Annotated in this window: 23 protein-coding genes and 2 tRNA genes; 12 read left to right on the top strand and 13 right to left on the bottom strand. The window is 64.9% G+C overall.

The genetic code is table 11. The annotated features are described in order from the left end of the window. Positions 1 to 54: 54 nt before the first annotated feature. Positions 55 to 246 carry a DUF3073 domain-containing protein gene (locus KI794_RS13415; protein WP_119284993.1) on the top strand — a complete coding sequence of 64 codons (192 nt, stop codon included), beginning with the start codon at positions 55 to 57 and terminating at the stop codon, positions 244 to 246. Between the two features lie 75 nt (positions 247 to 321). On the opposite strand, the gene KI794_RS13420 is transcribed toward KI794_RS13415, so the two are convergent. From KI794_RS13420 to KI794_RS13430, 3 genes are all read right to left on the bottom strand, one after another. Next, the gene (locus KI794_RS13420; RefSeq protein WP_119284994.1) at positions 322 to 1,062 is read right to left on the bottom strand and encodes a phosphoglyceromutase; all 741 of its coding nucleotides are present in this window, start codon (positions 1,060 to 1,062) and stop codon (positions 322 to 324) included. 62 nt (positions 1,063 to 1,124) lie between these two features. Beyond that, positions 1,125 to 2,237: a CAF17-like 4Fe-4S cluster assembly/insertion protein YgfZ gene (gene ygfZ, locus KI794_RS13425; protein WP_255808390.1), complete on the bottom strand. Its 1,113-nt coding sequence runs from the start codon at positions 2,235 to 2,237 to the stop codon at positions 1,125 to 1,127. Between the two features lie 152 nt (positions 2,238 to 2,389). Beyond that, positions 2,390 to 2,755, bottom strand: coding sequence for a hypothetical protein (locus tag KI794_RS13430; RefSeq protein WP_255808391.1), 366 nt, complete (start codon positions 2,753 to 2,755; stop codon positions 2,390 to 2,392). Between KI794_RS13430 and KI794_RS13435 the strand changes: the two genes are divergently transcribed. The 9 genes from KI794_RS13435 to pstB all read left to right on the top strand — a co-directional run bounded on the left by KI794_RS13435 (position 2,754) and on the right by pstB (position 12,705). Beyond that, positions 2,754 to 3,497: a winged helix-turn-helix domain-containing protein gene (locus KI794_RS13435; RefSeq protein ID WP_255808392.1), complete on the top strand. Its 744-nt coding sequence runs from the start codon at positions 2,754 to 2,756 to the stop codon at positions 3,495 to 3,497. The genes KI794_RS13430 and KI794_RS13435 overlap by 2 nt on opposite strands. Before the next feature lie 19 nt (positions 3,498 to 3,516). Then, entirely contained in the window at positions 3,517 to 4,476 is a 960-nt protein-coding gene (gene mshD, locus KI794_RS13440) for a mycothiol synthase (RefSeq protein WP_119284998.1), read from the top strand. 4 nt (positions 4,477 to 4,480) lie between these two features. Continuing rightward, positions 4,481 to 6,604, top strand: a complete 2,124-nt coding sequence (locus KI794_RS13445) for an RNA degradosome polyphosphate kinase (protein WP_119284999.1) — start codon at positions 4,481 to 4,483, stop codon at positions 6,602 to 6,604. Positions 6,605 to 6,608: 4 nt separating this feature from the next. Continuing rightward, positions 6,609 to 7,562: an NUDIX hydrolase gene (locus tag KI794_RS13450; protein WP_255808393.1), complete on the top strand. Its 954-nt coding sequence runs from the start codon at positions 6,609 to 6,611 to the stop codon at positions 7,560 to 7,562. A 13-nt stretch (positions 7,563 to 7,575) separates the two neighbouring features. Beyond that, positions 7,576 to 8,472 (top strand): diacylglycerol/lipid kinase family protein, encoded by an 897-nt coding sequence (locus tag KI794_RS13455; protein ID WP_119285001.1) that lies wholly within the window; start codon positions 7,576 to 7,578, stop codon positions 8,470 to 8,472. A gap of 397 nt (positions 8,473 to 8,869) precedes the next feature. Next, positions 8,870 to 9,973: a phosphate ABC transporter substrate-binding protein PstS gene (pstS, locus tag KI794_RS13460; RefSeq protein ID WP_370647893.1), complete on the top strand. Its 1,104-nt coding sequence runs from the start codon at positions 8,870 to 8,872 to the stop codon at positions 9,971 to 9,973. 100 nt (positions 9,974 to 10,073) lie between these two features. Further along, positions 10,074 to 11,009, top strand: a complete 936-nt coding sequence (pstC, locus tag KI794_RS13465; protein ID WP_119285002.1) for a phosphate ABC transporter permease subunit PstC — start codon at positions 10,074 to 10,076, stop codon at positions 11,007 to 11,009. A gap of 2 nt (positions 11,010 to 11,011) precedes the next feature. Further along, entirely contained in the window at positions 11,012 to 11,896 is an 885-nt protein-coding gene (gene pstA, locus KI794_RS13470; RefSeq protein ID WP_119285003.1) for a phosphate ABC transporter permease PstA, read from the top strand. Positions 11,897 to 11,925: 29 nt separating this feature from the next. Next, positions 11,926 to 12,705: a phosphate ABC transporter ATP-binding protein PstB gene (gene pstB, locus KI794_RS13475; protein WP_119285004.1), complete on the top strand. Its 780-nt coding sequence runs from the start codon at positions 11,926 to 11,928 to the stop codon at positions 12,703 to 12,705. A 378-nt stretch (positions 12,706 to 13,083) separates the two neighbouring features. On the opposite strand, the gene KI794_RS13480 is transcribed toward pstB, so the two are convergent. Next, a complete protein-coding gene (locus KI794_RS13480; RefSeq protein ID WP_255808395.1) occupies positions 13,084 to 13,713 on the bottom strand; it encodes a hypothetical protein in 630 nt (209 codons plus the stop codon). A 13-nt stretch (positions 13,714 to 13,726) separates the two neighbouring features. Then, the gene (locus KI794_RS13485; protein WP_255808396.1) at positions 13,727 to 14,278 is read right to left on the bottom strand and encodes a DUF308 domain-containing protein; all 552 of its coding nucleotides are present in this window, start codon (positions 14,276 to 14,278) and stop codon (positions 13,727 to 13,729) included. 208 nt (positions 14,279 to 14,486) lie between these two features. Here KI794_RS13485 and KI794_RS13490 point away from each other — a divergent pair, with 208 nt between their 5' ends. Further along, positions 14,487 to 14,750 carry a GlsB/YeaQ/YmgE family stress response membrane protein gene (locus KI794_RS13490; protein ID WP_119285007.1) on the top strand — a complete coding sequence of 88 codons (264 nt, stop codon included), beginning with the start codon at positions 14,487 to 14,489 and terminating at the stop codon, positions 14,748 to 14,750. 68 nt (positions 14,751 to 14,818) lie between these two features. Here KI794_RS13490 and KI794_RS13495 read toward each other — a convergent pair. The 5 genes from KI794_RS13495 to pdxS all read right to left on the bottom strand — a co-directional run bounded on the left by KI794_RS13495 (position 14,819) and on the right by pdxS (position 19,798). Next, positions 14,819 to 14,890 (bottom strand) — tRNA-Lys (locus KI794_RS13495). A gap of 37 nt (positions 14,891 to 14,927) precedes the next feature. Continuing rightward, positions 14,928 to 15,878 (bottom strand): oxygenase MpaB family protein, encoded by a 951-nt coding sequence (locus KI794_RS13500; protein ID WP_255808397.1) that lies wholly within the window; start codon positions 15,876 to 15,878, stop codon positions 14,928 to 14,930. A 101-nt stretch (positions 15,879 to 15,979) separates the two neighbouring features. Then, entirely contained in the window at positions 15,980 to 18,142 is a 2,163-nt protein-coding gene (locus KI794_RS13505) for a helix-turn-helix transcriptional regulator (RefSeq protein ID WP_255808398.1), read from the bottom strand. 81 nt (positions 18,143 to 18,223) lie between these two features. Further along, positions 18,224 to 18,850, bottom strand: a complete 627-nt coding sequence (locus tag KI794_RS13510; RefSeq protein WP_119285009.1) for a LysE family transporter — start codon at positions 18,848 to 18,850, stop codon at positions 18,224 to 18,226. Positions 18,851 to 18,889: 39 nt separating this feature from the next. Beyond that, positions 18,890 to 19,798, bottom strand: a complete 909-nt coding sequence (gene pdxS, locus KI794_RS13515) for a pyridoxal 5'-phosphate synthase lyase subunit PdxS (protein WP_119285010.1) — start codon at positions 19,796 to 19,798, stop codon at positions 18,890 to 18,892. 143 nt (positions 19,799 to 19,941) lie between these two features. On the opposite strand from pdxS, the gene KI794_RS13520 reads away from it, so the two are divergent. Next, positions 19,942 to 21,207 (top strand): glycoside hydrolase family 3 N-terminal domain-containing protein, encoded by a 1,266-nt coding sequence (locus KI794_RS13520; RefSeq protein ID WP_255808399.1) that lies wholly within the window; start codon positions 19,942 to 19,944, stop codon positions 21,205 to 21,207. A gap of 74 nt (positions 21,208 to 21,281) precedes the next feature. Here KI794_RS13520 and KI794_RS13525 read toward each other — a convergent pair. The 3 genes from KI794_RS13525 to KI794_RS13535 all read right to left on the bottom strand — a co-directional run bounded on the left by KI794_RS13525 (position 21,282) and on the right by KI794_RS13535 (position 23,322). Continuing rightward, positions 21,282 to 21,354 (bottom strand) — tRNA-Ala (locus KI794_RS13525). Between the two features lie 82 nt (positions 21,355 to 21,436). Continuing rightward, positions 21,437 to 22,255 carry a heme ABC transporter ATP-binding protein gene (locus tag KI794_RS13530; RefSeq protein ID WP_255808400.1) on the bottom strand — a complete coding sequence of 273 codons (819 nt, stop codon included), beginning with the start codon at positions 22,253 to 22,255 and terminating at the stop codon, positions 21,437 to 21,439. Further along, positions 22,255 to 23,322, bottom strand: coding sequence for a FecCD family ABC transporter permease (locus KI794_RS13535; RefSeq protein WP_119285013.1), 1,068 nt, complete (start codon positions 23,320 to 23,322; stop codon positions 22,255 to 22,257). The genes KI794_RS13530 and KI794_RS13535 overlap by 1 nt, the downstream gene beginning before the upstream one ends. Positions 23,323 to 23,390 lie beyond the last annotated feature (68 nt).

The raw sequence follows: 23,390 nt of genomic DNA on the forward strand, positions 1-23,390 counted from the left end.
TACTGCCTCGCGGGAGAAATCCTGTGGGGCCCGAAATGTGTAAGGGGGTCACGCATGGGGCGCGGCCGTCAGAAGGCAAAACACACTAAGGTAGCTCGGGAGCTGAAGTACTTCAGCCCAGCCACCAACTACTCGGAGCTTGAGCGCGAGCTCGCTTCGGGGCACCTCTCTGAAGAGGACCGTTGGGCTGATCTTGCCGACAAGTACAACGTAGAAGACGACGAGCCGGAAGACGACGACAAGTAGTCGCTTCCGACTCCCGCAGTGCGCTGGTTCTGGCCGCCTCATCGTAGTGAGGCGGCCAGAACCTTTCGCGTGGAGTTACTTGCCCTGAGCCGCGACGGCTGCTGCGCCTGCCGCTGCTGCCTCGGGGTCGAGGTAGCGGCCAGCGCCGGTCGGCGTGCCGTCTTCGTTGATCTCGTAGACGAGCGGCATGCCTGTCGGAATGTTGAGCGCCGCGATGTCCTCATCCGAGATTCCCTCGAGGTGCTTCACGAGCGCGCGGAGCGAGTTGCCGTGCGCCGTAACGAGCACTGTCTTGCCTGAGTTCAGCTCTGGGAGGATGCTGCTCTCCCAGTAGGGCACGAGACGAGTGACGACATCGGATAGGCACTCGGTGCGAGGAGCGTCACCGTCGATGCCCGCGTAGCGCGGGTCGTTTGCCTGCGACCACTCGTTCGAATCGTCGAGCACCGGCGGCGGCGTGTTGTACGAGCGACGCCACTCCATGAACTGCTCCTCGCCGTACTTCTGGAGCGTCTCAGCTTTGTCGAGCCCCTGCAGCGCACCGTAGTGGCGCTCGTTCAGCCGCCACGAGCGCTCGACAGGGATCCACATGCGATCGGCGGCCTCAAGCGCAAGGTTCGAGGTCTGAATCGCGCGGCTCAGCAGCGAGGTGAACAGCACGTCTGGGAGCATCCCTGACTCGGCGAGTAGCTTGCCAGCGGCTGCAGCCTCACCTCGCCCGCGCTCAGTGAGTCGCACATCGACCCATCCGGTGAACAGATTCTTTTCGTTCCACTCGCTCTGGCCGTGACGGAGCAGGATCAACGTGTTGGTCATGTTCCCAGCTTAGCGAGGTTCCTCAGGGCAGAGTGAGCGACATCGGGATTCGTGAGGGCGGGCTACAGTCGCTTCAGCTTTGGGATCGTGCGGGTAGCTCCCGCGTCGGTCGGCACAATCATCTCCTGCGCAGCAGAGATGACGCCCTCGACGGGTACCGATGGATCTGCGGCTTCGGTTCCCGCTCGCACCGCGAGGGTGACATCGCCTGGAACCGAACGCTTGAGCAATGCGAATGCAATCGCACCCCACTCGTAGTGGAGCGCAGCCCGAGTGATCCTGCCGACTGGCCGCGCCTCGGGGCTCGCAGCTTCGCCCTCGCGAAACACGAGCGCGCCTGCAACTGGCAACTCCCCCTCCGAACCGTCGAGGTGCAGCATGACGAGACGTCTGGGCGGGTGACCAAGGTTGTGGACCTTCGCGACCGTCTCCTGGCCGCGGTAGCACCCCTTCGTGAGGTGCACGGCGCTGCGGAGCCAGTCAAACTCGTGCGGGATCGCACGCTCGTCGACATCTGAAACGCGAGACGGGCGCCACGCTCTGATCTCGAGTGCGTCAAGGGACATGAGTCCAGCCGGTGCCACGGCACGAGACACCGCGGCGAGCCTGTCGACGGGCAACACGAACTGGATCGCACTCCAGTTCGCGCCCGCATGCTCCCCGTGCGCGTACTGGGCTCCACCCCGTGTCACCTCAGCCCAAGGGTCAACCCAGGCAACTGTTGGCTCAAAACCTTGCAGAACCTCGACGGCTGTTCCGCCTGCGAACGCGAGCACGGCTGCATAGTCGGCCGACACGTCTGCGACCTCGACTCGGAGCGCAAACCGCATTCTGTTGAGAAACGTGAAGAGCGGCTCAGCAGAACCTTCATCCACGAGCAGCCACGTGGTCTCGCCGTCATCGACCACACGCATCGCATGCTCGATCCGGCCGTTCGGGTCAAGCAGCAGCGTCTCGGTGCTCTCGCCGGGTGCAAGGTTCAGCAGCTGTTGGCTCGTCATCGAGTTCAACCAGCTCAACCGATCGGGGCCGCTCACCGTCACGATGCCGCGATGGGATAGATCGACCAGCGCATTGCCCTCGGCGAGCGCGCGCTGTTCTTGGAGGGGAGCGCCGTAGTGAAGAGCTACGGCCTCACCTACCGCTCCTGGAAGTGAAAGGAACGGGCTCGTCATCAGGGGACGCGCCTAGCGCTGGCCCTTGAAGAGGTTGTAGATAACCGTGCCGGAAACCCAAGCGATCGCGACGCCTGCGAGACCCAGCAGGCCGAGGAAGAAGAGTTCAAGAGCCAAAAGCATGGCCCCAGTCTAGCAAGTTATTGCGCGGGCTACGCGATGAGCGTACTCACGATGTCGATGACGGCGATTATCACCACGGACCCCGCAATACTGAAAGACAGCCTGCTAATAAAGCCTTCGCGCTGGGCAGTGCCGAGCTGTAGCGCAAACGTCACAAGCGTCGACACCCCGACGGCGAGCGCGAGCCACTGAAAGCGTGCCTCATCGACGAAGACCGTCACCAGCACACCGAAGACAGCTGCGACTGCCCACGCAATGATGAGTCGCGGCAGGTGCCACGACACCTGGGTCACCTGCTCGGCGTCGCTCGGAGTCATGCCCTCATCTTCCCACACCGGTGCCCGGACTGTCCGAGATAGGATGTTTCTCAAGTCACACTCGGGGAGGTCAGTCATGGAACTGCTCCTGCTCACCGCGGGCGATTCCCCATCGACCAGCGCCGTTCGCTCACGGGGCGGAAGGATCGACAGCACTCAGGGTGAGGCAGCCGGGCCACTTCCGGCGCTCGAACTTCTCGCGCACAAGGTCGCTATCGCGAGCCTCCAGGCGCCGCTTCAGGCCGCGCTCGCCTACGAGAACACCCCGCACAGGATCAACGCGATCCTGATCGACGGCACCGGCGACCCACGCGCCGCCCGCGCGGCAGCGGTCGCGCTCAGCGGGCGAACGCGGCTGCCTCGAATCGCGGTCCTTCGCGATGCGGCGCTCGCTGCGTTGTCGCCAGAATGGGACCTCGCCGACTTCATTACGCCTGAGGCGAGTCCAGCCGAGCTCGAAGCGCGATTGAGGCTTGTTTCCGCAGCCGAGGCCACCACTGCCAATAGCAGTGGCGCGTCGGCGGTCGAGGTATCGGGCGTCGAGATCGACGAGTCCAACTTCGTCGCGACGGTCCACGGACGCAAGCTCGACCTCACCTACAAGGAGTTCGAGCTGCTGCACTTTCTCGCGCTGCACCCGGCGCGGGTGTTCACCCGCGAGCAACTGCTCTCCGAGGTGTGGGGCACTGACTATTTCGGAGGCGCGCGTACTGTCGACGTCCACGTGCGGCGCCTCCGAGCAAAGCTCGGCGATCACGAGTCGCTTATCAGCACCGTCAGAGGAGTCGGGTATGGTTTCGCGCGAGGGCGTGGGGCCTAGAACGCGAGAGGAGCACGGCATGCGGGCAAGTAGTCTCAGAGCCAGACCAGGATCGGTTGACGACGCGCAGCCGCTCCTCGACCGCGCGGAGCAGGCCGACAGAAACTCACCTGTCTCTGACCAGGCGCTGCTTTCTGCAGTTCAAGAGCAGCGCGAACTGCGTGTGTTCACGCGGGTTGGCGACGCAGAGCCCCTCGCCGTCGGCATCGTCGGGCAGGGAGAACTCGACCTTGTCGTCGATCCTCCCGTGAGGGGTAATGGAGTCGGCACCGAGGCGCTCCGCATCCTCCTCGACTCACCGGCCGCGCGCGAACCAGCGCCCGGCGGCTCAACAGGGCCGCTCGCATGGGCGCACGGTGAGAACCCGGCAGCAACGGCGTTGCTCCGCGGGGCAGGGTTCGAGCCAGTCCGCTCCCTGTATCGCATGGCGCTCGATCCTGCGCGCCTCCCTGCCGGCGAGATAGACCCGTTCGCTGTCGAACTACCCTCTGGTTTCGAACTCCGCACGTTCGATGCGACGCCCAACGCCACGGGCGACGCGCATCCAGCTGACGCGCACGCCTGGGTGCACGTGAACTCGCGTGCCTTCGCATCACACCCCGAGCAGGGCAGGGTATCCCTCGAAGACTTCGCGCTGATGCGCGCCGAACCGTGGTTCGACCCTGAAGACCTGTTTCTCGTCGCAACTGCAGACACGAACCATACCGCCGGTTTCACCTGGGTGAAGACGCTGCGTGGCGAAGATGGCCTTGTCGAGACGGAACTCTACGTGATCGGCGTCGACCCTGACTTTGCTGGCACCGGGCTCGGCAAGGCGCTGCTCAAGGTCACGCTTGCCCGCATGGCGCACCACACGCCCAAGCGAATCACCCTCTACGTCGACGGCGACAACACGCGCGCGGTGGGCATGTACGAGGGCGCAGGGTTCACCATTGATTCACGAAGCACACAATGGCGCGGGCCACAGGTGTCAGAATAGAGCCATGAGCGAAGAGACCCGCGAGATCCCACTCATCGATGACGGGGTGCTGCCCGCAGATCGCTACATCGATCGCGAGCTGAGCTGGCTCGCGTTCAACCAGCGCGTGCTCGAACTCGCCGAAGACGAGACAGTGCCGCTGCTCGAACGTGCGAATTTCCTCGCGATCTTCGCGGCGAACCTCGACGAGTTCTTCATGGTGCGCGTCGCAGGCCTGAAACGCCGCATCCTCACCGGCCTCGCGGTGCCCACAAACGTCGGCACCGCACCAACCGACGTGCTCGCCGAGATCAACCGGCGGGCGTACGAGCTGCAACGGCGGCACGCACGCTGCTTCGCCGAGCAGGTGAAGCCCCAGCTCGCTGAGGCTGGCGTCCACATCGTTGAGTGGGAGGCCCTCGACGACGCTGACCGCGAGATCCTCACCGAGTACTACGAGCAGCGCATCTACCCGGTGCTCATGCCACTCGCTGTGGACCCTGCGCACCCGTTCCCGTACATCTCAGGCCGGGCACTGAACCTGTCTATTCGGGTTCACAACCCGAATACCGACAAGGTCGAGTTCGCGCGCCTGAAGGTGCCGCAGATGATCCCCAGGTACGTTCGTGTCGATCGCCGCGAGAGCGACGACAATGTGCGCTTCATCGCGCTCGAGGAGCTCATTGCGAACCAGCTCGACGGCCTGTTCCCAGGTATGAAGGTCATCGACGACCATGTCTTCCGTGTGACACGCAACGAAGACGTCGAGATCGAGGAAGACGAGACTGAGAACCTCATCCAGGCGCTCGAGAAGGAACTGTTGCGGCGCCGTTTTGGCCCGCCAATCCGGCTCGAGATCTCCGACGACCTCGACGACGCGACGCTTGAGCTGCTCGTGCGCGAGTTCGACATTGACGAGGAGCAGGTGTACACCCTGCCCGCCCCACTCGACCTCTCGGGGCTCTTCGCGCTGAGCGGACTGCGCCGGCCAGACTTGAAGTTCACACCGCACATTCCGGTGACTCACCCCGCCTTCCGCACGAGTTCGACGAGCGACAAGCCCGACATGTTCGCCGCGATCGCTCGTCGCGAAGTGCTCGTGCACCACCCGTACGAGTCGTTCGCCACGAGCGTGCAAGCGTTCATCGAGCAGGCGGCGACCGACCCAGACGTGCTCGCTATCAAGCAGACGCTGTACCGCACGTCTGGCGACAGCCCGATTGTCGCCGCGCTCATCAAGGCGGCTGAGGCGGGCAAGCAGGTACTCGCGCTCGTGGAGGTGAAGGCACGCTTCGATGAAGAAGCAAACATCACGTGGGCGCGCAAGCTTGAGCAAGCAGGCGTGCACGTCGTCTACGGCATTGTCGGGCTGAAGACGCACTGCAAGCTCGTCCAGGTGATTCGTGAGGAGAGCGGCAGGCTCACCCACTACTCCCACATTGGCACTGGCAACTACAACCCGAAGACGAGCCGCATATACGAAGACTTCGGCCTGTTCACTACGTCCCCCGACATCGGGCGTGACGCGACGAAGCTGTTCAACGTGCTGTCGGGCTATGCGATTGAGACTGACTACGACAGGCTGCTCGTCGCGCCTCTGCAGCTGCGAACCGGGCTCCTCGAACGCATCGAACGCGAGGCAGAGCACGCGCGAGCTGGGCGCCCAAGCGGTATCAGGCTGAAGGCGAACTCGATGGTTGACGAGGCGATCATCGACGCGCTCTATCGTGCAAGCCAGGCCGGTGTCCCTGTCGACGTGTGGGTTCGCGGCATCTGCTCGATCCGCGCTGGTGTGCCCGGACTCTCCGAGAACATCAGAGTGCGCTCGGTGCTTGGACGCTACCTCGAGCACTCACGCATCTACTGGTTCGAAAACGGCGGCGAGCGTGACGTTTTCATTGGCAGCGCTGACCTCATGCATCGCAATCTGGATCGCCGCATCGAGGTGCTCGTGAGCATCGTCGAACGCGACCACCTCGCCCGCATCGACCGCTTCTTCGGCTTCGCGTTCAGCGACGATGTCTCGTCGTGGCGCATGCTCCCCGACGGCACCTGGCAACGTCGCGTGGTGAGCGAAGAAGGCGAGCCCCTCCCAGACCTGCAGGATCTCGTGATGATCGATCGCACCCAAGCGAGGAGAGCGCGGTAACAGCGTGGCGAAACAGGTATTTGCGGCGGGCACGGTCCCGTGGCGGCGCGTGAAGAATGCTTCAGGCAAAGACGAGCTCATGGTGCTCCTCATCCACCGTCGCAAGCAGCGCGACGTGTCATTCCCAAAGGGAAAGCTCGACCCCGGTGAGAGCATGCCGCAGGCAGCTGTGCGCGAGACCCACGAAGAGACTGGGCTGCGGATCTCGCTCGGCGCGACGCTCGGCACGATCCACTACGACCTGCCTGGCGGCGGCACAAAGATTGTGCAGTATTGGGCTGCCGAGGTCACCCCAAAGACTGCTCTCGCCTCCACGTTTAAACCGAACTCTGAGGTGCAGGCGCTCGAGTGGGTTGCGGCGAGCGCCGCCCGCGACCTCCTGAGTTATCAGGCTGACCGCGAGCTGTTCGACGTGTTCACGCGTCTCGCCGCCCCCGGCCTGCTCGACACGTTCTCGGTGACCCTGCTGCGGCACGCAAAAGCGCAGGCACTCGGTGAGGAGTATCCGGCCGATCGCCTCCGACAGCTCACGCAGGGTGGCGAACGGCAGGCGCATACACTTGCCCCGATCCTCCGCTCGTTCGCGCCGAAACGCATCTACTCGTCAACTGCGACCCGCTGCCTCGAGACAGTCGCTCCCCTCGCCGAACTCATCAAGAAGGATGTGCGTGAACAGGAATGTCTGAGCCAAGACTTCGGGGACGAGGGCGATTTGACGCTCACGCGCAGGCTCATCGGCAAGATCGTGACGCGTGGCAAAAGTGCCGTCATCTGCAGCCATCTGCCTGTACTGCCAGACCTTGCTCGCGAGCTCGTGCTTGCGAGTGGTAGCCTTCCGGGCGAGTACGTCGAGGACGCTGCGCGGCTGCCACCTGCGGGGTTCTCCGTGTTCCACTTCTCCCGGTCCCGGCCAGGCGCCGGAATCCTCGGGGTAGAAACGTATCCGCTGAAACACTAGTCAGGGGTGAACAATGCGCGACGAAGCGCCATTCGGAGTCGTGGTGAATCCGCGGTCCGCGTTCGGTCGCGGCGCTCGCGTAGCTGGGCGGGTGCTGGCCGAGTTCGCCGCCGCCGGGGTTGCCGCCATCGAGATCTCTGGCAGTGACGGCGAGGACTGCCAAGCGAAGGTGCGACAGGCGTGCCGCGACGGACTCCGGGGCCTGGTGCTTGTCGGAGGGGATGGGCTCATTGGGCTCGTACTCCAGGTCGCAGAGGCCCGGGCGCTCCCGATTGGGGTGGTTCCCGCGGGCAGCGGCAACGACTTCGCCCGCCAGTTCGCGCTCGCGCACTCGCCTGAGGCCGCAGTCGCGCGGGTTCTTGCCGCAGAGGCTGCGCCCCTCGCTGTCGACCTTGGCGTAGTCGAACGCCCGGGCGCAGCCGAGCACTGGTTCGCCGGAGGGCTCTCGATCGGGCTTGACGCCGCAATCAACAGGAGAGCGAACTCGATCCGCGTGCCGCTTGGGCCGTTCAGGTACCACCTCGCGCTCATCGTCGAGATCCTCACGTTGAAGCACCGGCGATTCTCCGTGCGGATCGGCTCCTCAGCCCGCTCGTTCACCGGCGTCCTCGCGACCGTGATGAACACTCGAGCAATCGGCGGCGGCATCCCGCTCGCCCCCGGCGCCTCAGTGCACGACGGCAAGCTCGATCTCGTTGAGGTCACGTACGGCACGAAGCTTCGGCTGTTGAGCGTGCTCGGGCTGCTGGCCCGGGCACGCCACGAGCACCTCCCGGAGGTGACCATCACGCGGGCCGAGACTGTCTCAATCGACGCGGGCGATGAGATCGCCTACTCTGACGGCGAGCTCGTGGGCACCGGCCCGTTTGAGGTGCGAGTCGCACCGGGCGCCCTACGACTCCTGGCATAAGGGAGGCGGCCCGGCCCCTCGGCCCCTCCCCTGGCCCGGGCCCTGGGCCACCCCGCACCTGGGCCCGGGTCTGGGTCTGGGCCACCCCACCCCATCCCAACCCATCCCAACCCAACCCACCCCATCCCATCCCATCCCGCCCCTCGGAGAGTTGGCAGTTGTTGTCGTTCTGAGCGCGGTGTACCGACAACAACTGCCAACTCCTCCGCCGAGGGGCGCAGCTGTTGGCGCGCCCGACGGAGGGTGCCCTGGTTGGCGGTTTCCCCGACATCACTTCGAGTTCACCTCATGTTTACCTTCCTGTCGGCCGCCGGTCACACCCGATCCTTAGCGTTGACACCGTCAGGCACTCGCCCGGCATTCAGGATCACACCACATCAGAATGGACACGACGCTCGTGAAGTTCTCATCCACGATGAAGGCAGCCGCCGTCGGCGGCGCCGCCCTGCTTATCCTCACCGGCTGCGCGGCAAACGAAGCCGCTCCCGATACCGGCGAAGAGACAACCCCTTCGTCGCTCTCCGGCACCCTCTCGGGCGCTGGCGCATCGTCGCAGGACGCGGCGCAGCAGCAGGGCTGGATCGCCGGCTTCCAGACTGCAAACGCCGACGTCACGATCAACTACGATCCCTCGGGCTCGGGCGCTGGCCGCGAGTCGTTCCAGAAGGGCGCAGTCGCGTTCGCTGGCTCCGACCGTGCGTTTAAGGCCGAGGAAATCACGGCTGGTCCGTTTGACGCTTGCACCACGAGCGACATCGTTGAGATTCCCGCGTACATTTCGCCGATCGCCCTCGTGTTCAACGTCGACGGTGTCGACAACCTGAACCTCGACGCAGACACCATCGCGAAGATCTTCACGGGCGAGATCACGAAGTGGAACGACCCGGCAATCGCTTCGGCCAACGCCGACGCTACGCTGCCGGACCAGGCAATCGTGCCCGTGCACCGCTCCGACAAGTCGGGCACGACAGGCAACTTCACCGACTACCTCGCAGCAGCCGCGCCGTCCGCGTGGACCGCTGGCTCGGTCGAGGAGTGGCCGGCAGAGATCACCGGTGGCGAGGCAGCCCAGGGCACCTCGGGCGTCGTCGAGGCAGTCAAGGGCGGCGTGGGCACCATCGGCTACGCCGACGCTTCGAAGGCCGGCGACCTCGGCACCGTCTCTGTGAAGGTCGGCGACGAGTACGTCGCGTTCACCCCTGAGGCCGCTGCAGCTATCGTCGACGCGTCGCCGCTCGAGGAGGGTCGCACCGACCACGACCTCGCGATCGCCCTCGACCGCACAAGCACCGAGGAGGGCGTCTACCCGCTCGTTCTCGTGAGCTACCTCGTTGGCTGCGAGAAGTACGAGGACCCGGCAAACGCCGAGCTCGTGAAGTCGTACTTCGAGTACATCGTGAGCGCTGAGGGCCAGGACGTCGCGGCTGAGGCCGCCGGGTCGGCACCCATCTCGGACACGCTCCGTGAGAAGGCCAGCGCAGCGGTCGCGTCGATCAGCTAAGCCCCTCCTGGTGGATCCGGCGCCCGCGAGCGAAACGCCGGATCCACCAGGTTCCACCCGCTCTCAGCCTCACCCACTTCCACCGGAAGGCACTCCTCAAGTGACTGCATCCACGGCCACGCCGCGTCAAGTTCTTAGCCGCGGCGACCGAGTGTTCTCGCGCACGGCCATCGCCTCCGGCAGCATGATCCTCATCATCCTCGCCGCCGTCGCGATCTTCCTTATCGTGCAGAGCCTGCCCGCGTTCGTCGCTACGAGCGAAACCGCGTCGGTGCTCACAACAGACTTCTGGGGCTACGTCGGCCCCCTCGTGTTCGGCACCGTCTGGGCGGCCGTCCTCGCACTCATCATCGCGCTGCCGCTCTCGATCGGCATCGCACTCTTCATCTCGCACTACGCCCCTCGGAAGCTGTCCCAGTTTCTCGGCTACCTCATCGATCTGCTCTCGGCAGTGCCGAGCGTCGTGTACGGCCTCTGGGGCATCCTGGTGCTCGCGCCGGCCGTGCGGCCCGTCTACGTCTGGCTCAACGAGCACATGGGCTGGTTCCCGCTGTTCGGCGGCACCGCGAGCGGCACCGGGCGCACGATCCTCACCGCGGCCATCGTGCTCGCCGTGATGATCCTCCCGGTCATGACCGCGATCTCGCGCGAGGTCTTCCTGCAGGCGCCGAAGCTCAATGAGGAGGCCGCGCTCGCCCTCGGCGCGACGCGCTGGGAGATGATCCGCCTCTCGGTCCTCCCGTTTGCGAAGCCGGGTATCATCTCGGGCGCCATGCTCGGCCTCGGCCGCGCTCTCGGCGAGACCATGGCCGTCGCGATGGTGCTCTCCGCGAGCGGCATCGTCTCCTTCAAGCTGCTCACCTCCGACAACCCGTCCACGATCGCCGCAAACATCGCGCTCACGTTCCCCGAGGCGTACGGCGAAAACGTGAACGTGCTCATCGCGACGGGCCTCATCCTGTTCATCGTCACCTTCCTCGTGAACGCGCTCGCGCGGTGGATCGTGAGCCGTCAGACCGCGAAGACCGGAGCGTAATCATGTCCCTGACTGCAGCAGCAACGGCGGCCACCAAGCGTCGCAAGCTCACCGACAGGTTCGTCACCGTCCTCGTCACGGCCGCGTTCCTCGTCGCACTGATCCCCCTCATCTCGCTCGCGATCACCGTCGTCTCGAACGGCATCGCGCGCTTCGACCCCGAGTTCTTCTCGTCGTCGATGCGCAACGTCACCGGCGAGGGCGGCGGCGCGCTCCACGCGATGATCGGCACGCTCCTCATTACTCTCGCGGCCACCGTCATCTCGGTCCCGCTCGGGCTCATGACCTCGATCTACCTCGTCGAGTACGGCCGCGGCCGCCTCGCGAAGACAATCACCTTCCTCGTGGATGTCATGACGGGCATCCCCTCGATCGTCGCCGGCCTCTTCGCCTACGCGGCCTTCGTGCTCATCTTCGGGCCCGGCGTGCGCATGGGCATCATCGGCGCCGTGGCGCTGTCCGTGCTCATGATCCCGGTCGTCGTCCGTTCGAGCGAAGAGATGCTCAGGCTCGTGCCCGGCGAGCTCCGCGAGGCGTCGTACGCACTGGGCGTGCCGAAGTGGCGCACGATTCTGAAGGTGGTGCTCCCCACCTCGATGGCAGGCATCATGACGGGTGTCATGCTCGCGATCGCTCGCGTCATCGGCGAGACCGCTCCCCTACTCATCACCGCGGGCTTCACGGCAAGCATGAACTACAACCTGTTCAGCGACCGGATGCAGTCGCTCCCCGTGTACGTCTACACGCAGTTCGCGAACCAGGGCAACCCGGCATCCGCGTTCATCGAGCGCGCCTGGGCCGCCGCGCTCCTCCTCATCCTCATCGTGATGGCGCTCAACCTGTTAGCCCGCCTCATCGCTCGACGGTTCTCGGCCGTCGCACGCTGATCACAGACCACACCCACAGAAAGCAGCACATGTCGAAGCGCATCGAAGTTGAAGACCTCAACGTCTACTACTCGAAGTTCCTTGCAGTTGAAGACGTCTCGCTCACGATCGAGCCCCGCTCGGTCACCGCGTTCATCGGCCCCTCGGGCTGCGGCAAGTCGACCTTCCTCCGGACGCTGAACCGGATGCACGAGACGATCCCCGGCGCTCGAGTCGAGGGCAAGGTCATGCTGAACGACGAGGATCTCTACGCGCCAGGCGTCGACCCCGTGCTCGTTCGCCGCCAGGTTGGCATGGTGTTCCAGCGGCCGAACCCGTTCCCGACGATGTCGATCCGCGACAACGTGCTCGCGGGTGTGAAGCTCAACAACAAGCGCATCTCGAAGAGCGATGCTGACGAGCTTGTCGAGAAGTCGCTGCGCGGCGCGAACCTGTGGAACGAGGTGAAGGATCGCCTGGAGAAGCCCGGCGCGGGCCTGTCCGGCGGCCAGCAGCAGCGGCTCTGCATCGCGCGTGCGATCGCAGTCTCCCCCGAGGTGCTGCTGATGGATGAGCCCTGCTCGGCCCTCGACCCGATCTCAACGCTCGCGATCGAGGATCTCATCGCTGAACTCAAGCAGGAGTACACGATCGTCATCGTGACTCACAACATGCAGCAGGCGTCGCGCGTCTCGGACCGCACTGCCTTCTTCAACATCGCAGGTACCGGCAAGCCAGGCAAGCTCATCGAGTACAACGACACTGCGACGATCTTCGGCGCCCCGTCAGTCCAGGCGACTGAGGACTACGTCTCAGGTCGCTTCGGGTAGCCACGCCGGGCCTAGCGCCCGTAAGCGGTGCTGCTCGACCGCCTAATCGCCCGCCTGCACGCTCTGTGCGGGCGGGCGTTGTGCTTCCACCCGGCCGCGCGGCCATAACCCTGGGATCTGCAGCAGATATGCCAGCTTCGCAGCATCGGGGCATTTCTGCTGCATTTCCCATAGGCATGCACCGCGCGGCACAGTGGGCAGGCGCATACTTGCCAGTTCCAGAGCTACCCCCAGCCCCAGAACTACCCAATGGCACAAAAAGACCGAGCCGCAGAACGCCTCTCGGCGGAAGGCCGCTCGAAGCGGCGAATTTTGGAGCCCGGGGAACTGCGGCCCGGCACCACTAAGTGTACCCGCAGTTCAGTGTGAGCCAACGACTTAGCCGAGAGTACCGTCACGCCACCGCCTGGCGGCGCCGTCGAGCTCCCGAGCAATCGTCGAATACCTGAGCGCGCGAGTGGTGAGTTCTGTCCCGTGCGCTTCGTCGTGAACGTCCCGGTCATCGGCGAGTTCTGCTGCGCCCGCAGCCATCACACGGGAATATGCCGCAGCACGGTCAAGCGTCACCCCGAGATCACCGACGAAGGCGCCGCGGAGGATCCGGTCGCACAGCTCAGAAATCGTTTCGGGCGTGGCGGGCTCGACGGCGCCGACAACGATCGGGTCAATCGTACCGATCCTTCCCGAGCCCCTCGCGAACAGGTCGGCTGTGCCTTCAGCATCCGCGACGGTAATGCGCCGAAGCAGGTACAGGCGCCAGAGCACGCCCGCGAGCGAGTGCGGGCTTTCTCGCGCCCAGAGCTCAGCAATATCGTTGATTCCATCGCCCGCGGCGACGTCAACCACGCGGCGCACGATCTCGGGGTCTGCGACCTGCCGCACCCGGTGGAGCAAAGCCCACGAGGTCTCTTGCGCGAGCCTGTGGGCCGCTTCTGGATCGTCTGAGCCGATAATGCCGTCGAAAGCTGCTGACGGCTGCAGTATTGGTCGCTGGTGTTCTCGTGTCATACGGTGAGCCAGGTTACGCGCTTCCGCGCCGAAGCGCGACCGCCGCCCAGATCAGCGATCCCCCAATGAGGGTTGTCACCAGGCCCGCGGCGAACGCGGCAAGCACGAGCGCAAGCGACGGCCAGATGAGGGCGGCGACGCCGAGTGCAACAAGCACGGCTGGTATTGCAATGAATGCCCAGTGGAGCGACTGCCGCATGCGGATCGCAATCGCGAGCCAGACCGTCCCGACGAACAGCATCATCGCCGCGACGAACCCGACAAGCATGCTCACCGTCAGCTCGGGGAACGCGAGCGCGATGACTCCAAGCACGATGAAGAGAATCGCGGCGGGAGTACCAAACCCTCGGGCACGTGAGCCAACGAGCGTGGCAATGCCGTTACCGATCAGGGCCGCTCCAATCAGGAACGCGAGGATCCTGCTGGCGGCGAAGAACGGCCAGATGAGCAAGCTCAGGCCAATAAGCACTGTCACGATACCGACAGCGAGCGGCACGCCCCACGGGAAGTTGCGGGATGGTCGTCGGCCGGGCTGCGACCCTTCGGGGATAAGCTCCCAACTCATGCGGTGTCCCTTCGCTTCGGTGTCGCCACTCGGTCGGCGGTCAACTCGCCAGGCGCTACCTCAACTGTAAACGCCACAAGCTGAGGAGTGGGCTGCGTGCGCTTTCGGCGCAATCCAGGTCAACCAGGGCGGCTGTGAAAATCACAGACACCCTTGACTGACATTGGGAACGGAGAATAATTGGGAATCAAAGAGAAAGGGGAAACTCATGGGATTCTTAGCTTTCATCGTGCTCGGGCTCATCGCGGGGGCAATTGCCAAGGCGATCATGCCTGGCAAGAGTAGCGGCGGTTGGTTCGCCACACTGATACTCGGCGTTGTTGGCGCCGTTGTTGGCGGCTGGCTCGGCTCGCTCCTCTTCAACGCTCCGCTCCAGGAGTTCTGGTCATTGCAGACCTGGGCCCTCGCAATTGGCGGCGCGCTCGTCGTGTTGCTCATTTGGGGCATGATCACCGGACGCCGCAAGGAATAGTCCACGAAACGCGAAAAGGCCCGGCCAGGAAAATTATCCTGACCGGGCCTTTTCTTCAGTTTGCGTTGTGCCCCCAGTAGGGATCGAACCTACGACCTGCGGATTAAAAGTCCGTAGCTCTACCGCTGAGCTATAGGGGCCAACTCAAGTAGCTTAGCGGATTCGCGCGGCAGAAAATCACTTCACCCCATCGGCCCCGCGCACTTTTCGATACGGGTGAGTCTCGACCCTCGACGTAACTTCTGCGATCATGTCTGCCGCGGAAGCGTTCTGCCTCGCCGAATCGACGATTTTGCGCGTCGTCTTCGCTGCGGCGCTCAGGTTCATCGGGCGCCCCTCGATTCCAAACAGCAGCAGCGCCCAGTCGGGAAGCAGCGAAAGAATCCCGTCTTGGACGTTCACAGTGACCCAGGTCGCGACGGGGTTGCCGCTGAGCGACGGCTTGCGCAGGGAGCGCGAGAGCTCGGCTGCAGGCAGTGTCAGCGCCATCCAATCCTTGTTTGTCTCGATGTAGGCGTCGAGCTCAGCGCGAGTGCTCGGCAGGTAGCTCTCGTCTTCAATCTCCACGAGGCACGCTGCGACGTGCTGTTCAACGACGAAGCGATCCTGGTCTGCGCCCGAGAGCCCTGGGCCGAATGCGTCTGCGGCACGCAGCAGCCCGTATACAAGGGTGTTGTGGGTCCATGCGAGCCATTCCTCGTTGTCGGCACGAAGGATCTGACCGGTTCGCGGGTCGGTCCATGTGCTCGCAGCGTGCAGCCTGTTCACTGACTCTGCCGCCGCTTCCGCGTGAGCTCGGTCGCCGTAGACGATCGTGTCGAGGTACCTGCCAGTCCGCTCCCCGCGCCCCTCAACGTCCGCTAGGTAGTCACTGGTTTCGGCGAAGAGGCGCATCATCATGGGGTTGAGCGATTGCAGCAGGATCGCGGCGACGCCCCCGAGCTTTGAGGCAGGGTCTGCGAAGACCTTCCAGCTCACGCTGTCGGGCCCGAAGTATCCATTGTCTGACCGGTCCACAATGTCGTGTACTGACCCAGGTCCGTGCGCAACGGGGCACCCGCGGGTGGGAACCTGCGAAGTGTGGTCTGTTGGCAGTGGCGTGTCGGGGAGCGTTGCGTGGTCGGTCACGGGATGTCTTTCTCGGGTGTTTTTGCGCACGATTGTGTGCGCGCTTCACCACTATGGTCGAGAAGTCGACCTGACACACCGAACTGCGTAGGCCACGCGCCCTAATCGCGTAGGGGCATCTCGTCGACGAGCGGAAGCAATTGCCGCCTGTCGCTTACTCCGAGCTTCGCGTATGCCCGCTGCAGGTGTCCCTCGACCGTGCGCTGGGAGAGGAAGAGTTCTTCGGCGATCAACACGTTCGTGAGCCCGGCGGCCGCGCGCACGCACACGTCGATCTCGCGCGCAGTCAAAAGTGTCGGGTCGACTCGCACGCGGGCAAGCCGGGGAGTGTTGACGCCGGGCAACTGATCCGCGAGCTCCGCCGCCTGGGTGAGGAGCGCCTGCGCGCGCATCTTGTTTCCGTTCGCTCGTTCTATCCGAGACGCTTCCGACAGGAACTCTGCCGCGTATAGCGTGCGCCCGTCTGCGTACTGCGAGCTCGCGATGTCCTCGATGAGCGCCCCGTCGGGAAGCCGCCGGAGTGCGTCCGCAAGCTGCCCTTCGATGTCTTCGGCAGCGACTGCGAGGGCCTCGAAGCCGTCGAGCAGGCCAAGGCGCCACGCTTCGTGCGTGAGCCGCATCGTCACGAACGGCTGGCATTCTTTGCTCGCCCGGCCAAGCAGCGTGTCGAGCTCGACGCGGGCTGCGGCCGCGCCGTCGACAAGCAGGATCGCGCCGAGCGCCAGCCGTTCGGCCTCTGGGCGCAGCATCTGCCCGCTGCGAGCGGAGCCTGCCCGGTACATGGCGAGCATCTCGCCCGCCCCCGCTACGTCCTCGAGCATCGTCGCAGATGCGGCGCCGATCGCGGCGACGAACCCTGCAATCCCGAACGGGTCCCCGATCTCTGTGAGCGCGAGGACCTGGTGCGCGAGGTCGAGTGCTTCGACTGCACGCCCGCACTCGATGAGGGCGTGGGCGCGCGACGCGATGAAAAGCCCGTGGTCGAGGCCGAGCCTGTCCCAGTCGATTCCCACCACTCGAAAGGCATGGACGAGCTCGTGCGCGCCCTCGCAGACCAGGGCGAGGTGGAGCGAGTACAGCAGCGCGCCGCTGTCGGGGCCGCTCACCTGCTTCCAGAGGTCGCTTTCCAGCGCCGCGAAACCGCGCTCGAGTGCGGCGACGGGCTTCCCTGCGTAGCACTCGTGCGCCATAACGGCGGCGAGGAGCCCGAACCGGAGCGACGGCGAGAAGTCTTCGTTCGCCGCCCACTCCTCGAACTGGCCAGGGTCGATCTGTTCGCCGGCGTGGGCCCGCCACAGCGCCGCGGACGCCCGAAAATACTCGGTGTCCCCCGCCTGCGGTGTCAGGAGCCGCATCCCATGACCGTAATCGCCGGTTATCGCTTCGAGACGGCCGGCGAACAGTCTCGCCTCAGGGTCACCAGAAGCGATGAGCGGGGCAAGCAGCGCGGGAAGCTGCGTCTGATCGCCTTCGGGCACTCCTGTCGCCGCGCGTTCCCACCAATCGATGACCCGCTGCTGTGCCTCTGACGAGTCTTCGGCGACGTGTTCCCTCACGTAGACAAGGTAGCCGCGTGCGCTCACGAAGCTGCCTGCGCTCATCGCGGCGTCCGCGAGTCGAGAGAGCTCCCGTGGCACCCCGGCGACGGCGACGAGCAGGTGGGTGAGGGAGCTCGCGTTCACGAGCTGACCGAGCTGTGCCTCGAGCATCACCTTCGCGTCACCCTCGTTAATTGCGTGAAGCGTGAACTTCGCAGTTCCCGCGTGCGCGAGGAAGGCGCGAAATGCACTCGGCAGACTCGCCTCATCGCGAACCGCGATCACGAGCTGCACGGTGCCGACGCCAGCGAGCTGAGTGAGGATCGCGGCGGATGTCGGGTCGACGTACTCGGAATCATCGACAAAGACTCTGAGTGGCCGACCGGGGAATCGGTCGGCGAGCGCCTGCGACGTGCGGAGCGGGTCGGCCGCATACCCCGCGATCTCGGGCACTCGGGTCGCGAGAGGCGCGAGGTGCGAAAATGGGATTGGTGTAAGGGCTTCACTCCCGAGGACGGTGAGTGATTCGACGCCGAACTTCCTTGAGTCTGCGGCGAAGCGCCAGAGCAACGTCGAGCGACCGAATCCCTCGTCGCTGAGCACCGCGATCGCTGAGCCGGCGCGAAGCGCAGCGAACGCTCCCGTCTCGGCATCGATTCGAGACGGCAGGGGAGGCAGTGTAGCCGGTACCTGTGAACCACCTCCCTGTGGATTCACTTGGTGCATCTTGTCAGATTACAAGCCAAATAGAATGATTGACCCGAATCTGTAGTTCTGTGACGGGTGAAGATTCGGGGGTAGATACCCCTAGTGCATGAGCAGCAGCACCCCGGCGACGACAACAAACAGCGCGCCAAACACGATGTTCAGCACCCGCTGTCCTCTCACAGTCGACGCGAATCGCCCAAACGGCTTCGCTGCCGCTGCGAAGAAGAACCACATGACAAGCACATCTACCGCTACCGCCGTGGCACCCAAAATGACGTACTGCGGCAGCTGAGGCTGGTCGAGCCGCACGAACTGCGGGATGAACGCGAGGAAAAACACGATCGCTTTCGGGTTCAGCAGGTTCACCCACAGTCCCCGCAGCAGCATTGCGCGGTTGGTCACGTGTGGCACGACAGTGACATCGCCAGCGTCCGCCTGCCTCGGCCGAGTGAGCGCCATCCGTACACCGAGATAGACAAGGTATGCGGCTCCCGCATACCTGATGCCAGCGAACAGCGCCGGTGACTTCGCGACAAACACCCCAACGCCTGCGGCCACGATGACGATGTGCACGATGAGCGCGATCACCTGCCCGACGATTCCCCAGATCGACCGCCTCCAGCCGCTCGCAAGCGCGTTCGACATTGTGTTGATCGCACCGGCCCCCGGGGTGAGGCTAATAACGAGGCACGCGGTCAGCAGTGAGAGCCAGAGGGAAAACGACACCCGACAAGTGTATTCTCGTCGGGGGCCGCTCCCCCGCCGCTACCAGCCGCGTTCAGCGAGGCGGTGAGGCGCTGGAAGGTCGCTCACGTTAATGCCGACCATCGCCTCCCCCAGCCCGCGGGAGACCTCGGCGATGATGTCAGGATCGCGGAAGTTCTGTGTTGCCCGCACGATGGCGACTGCACGTTTTTCAGGGGCGTTCGACTTAAAGATCCCAGAGCCCACAAACACCCCGTCCGCCCCGAGCTGCATCATCATTGCCGCATCAGCCGGTGTCGCGATACCACCAGCGGTGAAGAGCGGCACCGGGAGCTTTCCTGTTGCGGCGACGTTGGCGACGAGTTCGTACGGCGCCTGCAGCTCCTTCGCCGCGACAAACAGCTCGTCGGCTCCGAGTGACACAAGCCCGCCTATTTCTGCCCGGATGGTGCGAATATGGCGCGTCGCTTCTGACACGTCACCGGTGCCAGCCTCACCCTTTGAGCGGATCATCGCCGCCCCCTCGGTGATGCGCCGCAGCGCCTCTCCGAGGTTCGTCGCTCCACACACAAACGGAACGTCGAACTCACGCTTGTTGATGTGATGGGTGTAGTCGGCGGGCGACAGCACCTCGCTCTCGTCGACGTAGTCAACTCCAAGGGCGGCGAGCACCTCGGCCTCGACGAAGTGGCCGATACGGGCCTTTGCCATCACCGGAATTGATACGGCTGCGCGAATCCCGTCGATGAGGTCAGGATCACTCATGCGGGCGACCCCGCCCTGCGCACGGATGTCCGCGGGCACCCGCTCGAGAGCCATCACCGCGACCGCTCCGGAGGCCTCCGCGATCTTCGCCTGCTCCGCGGTCACGACGTCCATGATGACGCCGCCGCGGAAACTGTTGGTGAGTGTTGCATGCTCGGCGTTGTGCGGTGTGAAAGTTGGCCTTGGGAGTGTCTGTTCGTTCATGGTGTCCACCCTCTCGAGCTTTTTGGTTTATCTCAAGGCCCACTTTCAGTGTGTTGGAACGAACCACTTGCTCGAGGTGAGCGGCGATCCTGACCAGCTATGCGTTCGCCCCGATGACGCTACGGCGCCCCTAGAATCTGGGTATGCGCCTCTCCCCTCACGACCTCCGCGCCAGGGCTGACGCCCGAGCGCGCGAGGTTGGCGTCCAGCTCCGGCCCAGACCCGTGTCGCCGCCGGTCCCCGCCCGCAGGACCCTCCGCTGGGCAGCCGTCGGCGCCCTCAGCGTCGCGCTATCGGCGGGCCTCATCGGGTGCGCCCCGGAACCCGCGGCGCCAGCGCCCTCGACCCCGACGACGGCCGCTCCCCCGCCTCCGCCCACTCCCGAGGAGCTCCGTGAGGCCGAAGCCGCACAGTGGGTCGCGGCGGCTTCGACGCGCGAGCTCGCGGGCAGCGTGATCATGGCCTCGATCCCGACGACAGACCCGGCCCAGCTCCGGGAGCTCATGACGAGCTCCGGTATCGGCGGCTTCATCATCATGGGAGCGAACGTTCCCGGCTCCCCCGAAGAGCTTGCCGCGCTCACTGCGGGGCTCACCGTTGACGCCACGATCCCTCCGCTCGTCGCAATCGACGAAGAAGGTGGGCTCGTCACCAGGCTTCCGTGGGACACGCTGCCAGGTGCAGACGAGCTGCGATCCGAACAGCAACAGGCGACGACCGACGCGTTCCGCGGCCGCGCGAACCTCCTTCGGTCGGCGGGCGTCAACGTCAACTTTGGCGTCGTCGCCGACGCCACCGCCGACGTTGCAAGCTTCATCTACCCCCGCTCCCTCGGCGACACCGGGAAGGACGCCGCCACACGCGTCACCGCGGCCGTCGCCGGCGAACGAGGGCTTGTCGCTTCAACGCTCAAGCACTTCCCCGGGCACGGGGCCACTCCGGCGGACTCGCACCAGGCGATCCCTGAGACCGCGCTCACGCTCACTGAGTGGCGCGCCGACACTGCAGTTCCGTTCGCCTCCGGCATCAACGCAGGCGCAGAACTTCTCATGTTCGGGCACCTCGCCTACACCGACGTCTCGCCGAAACCGGCGTCGCTCGCACCCGAATGGTATGCGCTCGCGCGCACCGAGCTCGGGTTCACAGGCGTCGCCGTCACCGACGATCTCGGCATGCTGCGCGCCAGTGGGATCCCCGAGTACCAGGATCCCGTAGCCACCACCGTCGCCGCCATTGCCGCCGGCGCCGACCTCGCACTCACCGTTATCGGAATGGATGCCCCGGGCGTTGCTGCTCTCGTCGACGGTGTCACTGCTGCGGCAGACACAGGTACCCTCCCCGAGGAACGGCTCCGCGAGGCGGCAACCAGAGTGACGCAGCTGCGGCTTGAACTCGCGGCGGCTGAATAGTCGGCCGGGCTCGGCCCGGGCGGCACCGGCCCCAGACAGGCAAGGAACACCCGCGAAATATGCACAGTGAATTGTGGATCCTAGGGGAATTGAACCCCTGACCTCGTCATTGCGAACGACGCGCTCTACCAACTGAGCTAAGGACCCGTGCGGGCATCGTGCCCGTACAGCGAACAACTTTATCAGCGCGCGACTGGGTGCGTAAAATTCGACGCGCGGCGGGCCGTGGCTACCCGGCGCGGTTGGGGAGCACGATCCGCTGGCCCGTCACCGGGTGGCGAATCACCTCGACAGGGGTGCGGTAGACGTCGGTCAGCACCTCAGCCTCAAGCACCTCGTCAGGCGCACCGTTCGCGACGATCTTGCCGTTTCGGAGCAGCGCGATCCTGTCGGAGTAGGCGCTCGCAAGGTTGAGGTCGTGCAACACGATGAGCACCGCATCCCCGGCTGCGGCGCGTTCGCGCGCGAGCGTCAGCACTGCCTCCTGGTGGCCGAGGTCGAGCGCCGCAGTCGGCTCGTCGAGCATGAGCACGCCGGTGCGTCCGGCGATGACGCGTGCGAACGCCGTGCGTGCACGCTCGCCTCCCGACAGCGACGGGACCCTACGGTGCCCGAGGTGACCGATGTCAGTCGCCGAGATCGCCTCACCGATCGCCTCATTGTCGTCATCTTCGAGCGGGGTGCGGCGCCACGGCGCTCGCCCCATCTCGACGACCTGGTGCACCGTGAACGGGAACAGCAGCTGGTTCTCCTGCAGCAGCACTGAGCGGCGGCGGGACAGGTCAACGAGAGACCATTCGTCGAGGGACTTGCCGCCGAACTCGACGCGGCCATCGTCTGGCTCAACATCACCAGAGAGCAGGCTCAGCAGGGTCGACTTGCCCGCACCGTTCGGGCCAAGAAGTGAGAGGACCTCGCCAGCGCGGAGGTCGAGCGAGACGCTGTCGAGCAGTTTCTTGCGGCCGCGTTCGATTGTGACAGAGGCGGCGGCGCAGACGACGGTGCCGCTGTCGGCGACCGTCGGAAGTGCGATGTGGCGAGCGTTCATTATCCCCACCCTCCCGAGCGCTTCCGTGTTCGTCTGAGCAGCCAGAAGAAGAACGGGCCACCGACGAGCGCCGTGAGAATGCCAATGGGGAGCTCGGCCATCGGCACGAGCGTACGCGCGGCAAGGTCGGCGAGCGTCATGAGGAGTGCGCCGGCGAGCGCGGTCGCTGTCACGAGCGGCAAATGTGCGGGGCCGAGGATCATGCGCATGAGGTGCGGGATGACGAGACCGACGAACGAGATGATGCCGGCGAACGCGACGGCTGCGCCGACGAGGAGCGAGACGACGAGGATCATGCCGATCCGCAGCAGCTCAACGTTGACGCCGAGGTGGCGAGCGTTTCGCTCGCCGAGCGCGAGAAGGTCAAGCTTTCGCGACGAAACGTAGGCGGCGAACAGGCCGATCGCGATGATCGGTGCGACGACGAGCACCTGCGACCAGCTCATTCCTTTCAGGCTTCCGAGCTGCCAGAAAACGATCGCCTCACGCGACTGGGTATCGCCCATGAACGTGAGCGCTGCAATCGCGGCACCGCCGATTGCGTTGACCGCGATACCTGTGAGCACAAGTGTGACGACCTCGGTGCGCCCTTCGGCCCGGCTCATCGAATAGACAATGAGCGTGGCGATGAGGCCAGTGAGGAAGGCGAGGATTGCCGTGGTCCACTGTCCAAAGACAGTGAGACCGAACACGATCGAGATGCCGGCGCCGACCGCGGCACCAGACGAGATGCCGATGACACCGGGTTCAGCGAGCGGGTTCCCGAAGATCGCCTGCATGATGAGGCCTGAAACCGAGAGGCCGACTCCGATGAGTACTGCCATTGCGACGCGCGGGAATCGGATCGCCCACAGTGCTTCGTCACCCGCGGGAACCGAGGGAAGCGGCAGCCAGTCGATGCCAATCCTGTGCAGGATCGAGCCGAGCACCTCCTGCGGCGGGATCGCGAGCTGACCCGTCCCGGCCGAGACGAGAACGCTCAACACGAGCAGCACTCCGAGGACGGCGAAGAGAATGGGTGCGCGACTACTCCGTCGTGTAGGCGAAGTGCGGCCTGTGTTATTCATGCTCGCGCGTGACGCTTTCTAGGAGATCCGGGCGCGTTGAAGCACCGTGTACATGCGAGTCTTCGAGA

The sequence above is a fragment of the Leucobacter aridicollis genome, from assembly GCF_024399335.1.
In the GTDB taxonomy this organism is placed as follows: domain Bacteria; phylum Actinomycetota; class Actinomycetes; order Actinomycetales; family Microbacteriaceae; genus Leucobacter; species Leucobacter aridicollis_A.

Bases quoted from the DNA above. Each gene is read 5' to 3' on its own strand.
- KI794_RS13415 (WP_119284993.1), top strand. From the start codon at position 55: ATGGGGCGCGGCCGTCAGAAGGCAAAACACACTAAGGTAGCTCGGGAG.
- KI794_RS13420 (WP_119284994.1), bottom strand. From the start codon at position 1,062: ATGACCAACACGTTGATCCTGCTCCGTCACGGCCAGAGCGAGTGGAAC.
- ygfZ (WP_255808390.1), bottom strand. From the start codon at position 2,237: ATGACGAGCCCGTTCCTTTCACTTCCAGGAGCGGTAGGTGAGGCCGTA.
- KI794_RS13435 (WP_255808392.1), top strand. From the start codon at position 2,754: ATGGAACTGCTCCTGCTCACCGCGGGCGATTCCCCATCGACCAGCGCC.
- KI794_RS13430 (WP_255808391.1), bottom strand. From the start codon at position 2,755: ATGACTGACCTCCCCGAGTGTGACTTGAGAAACATCCTATCTCGGACA.
- mshD (WP_119284998.1), top strand. From the start codon at position 3,517: ATGCGGGCAAGTAGTCTCAGAGCCAGACCAGGATCGGTTGACGACGCG.
- KI794_RS13445 (WP_119284999.1), top strand. From the start codon at position 4,481: ATGAGCGAAGAGACCCGCGAGATCCCACTCATCGATGACGGGGTGCTG.
- KI794_RS13455 (WP_119285001.1), top strand. From the start codon at position 7,576: ATGCGCGACGAAGCGCCATTCGGAGTCGTGGTGAATCCGCGGTCCGCG.
- pstA (WP_119285003.1), top strand. From the start codon at position 11,012: ATGTCCCTGACTGCAGCAGCAACGGCGGCCACCAAGCGTCGCAAGCTC.
- pstB (WP_119285004.1), top strand. From the start codon at position 11,926: ATGTCGAAGCGCATCGAAGTTGAAGACCTCAACGTCTACTACTCGAAG.
- KI794_RS13480 (WP_255808395.1), bottom strand. From the start codon at position 13,713: ATGACACGAGAACACCAGCGACCAATACTGCAGCCGTCAGCAGCTTTC.
- KI794_RS13485 (WP_255808396.1), bottom strand. From the start codon at position 14,278: ATGAGTTGGGAGCTTATCCCCGAAGGGTCGCAGCCCGGCCGACGACCA.
- KI794_RS13490 (WP_119285007.1), top strand. From the start codon at position 14,487: ATGGGATTCTTAGCTTTCATCGTGCTCGGGCTCATCGCGGGGGCAATT.
- KI794_RS13505 (WP_255808398.1), bottom strand. From the start codon at position 18,142: ATGCACCAAGTGAATCCACAGGGAGGTGGTTCACAGGTACCGGCTACA.
- pdxS (WP_119285010.1), bottom strand. From the start codon at position 19,798: ATGAACGAACAGACACTCCCAAGGCCAACTTTCACACCGCACAACGCC.
- KI794_RS13520 (WP_255808399.1), top strand. From the start codon at position 19,942: ATGCGCCTCTCCCCTCACGACCTCCGCGCCAGGGCTGACGCCCGAGCG.
- KI794_RS13530 (WP_255808400.1), bottom strand. From the start codon at position 22,255: ATGAACGCTCGCCACATCGCACTTCCGACGGTCGCCGACAGCGGCACC.
- KI794_RS13535 (WP_119285013.1), bottom strand. From the start codon at position 23,322: ATGAATAACACAGGCCGCACTTCGCCTACACGACGGAGTAGTCGCGCA.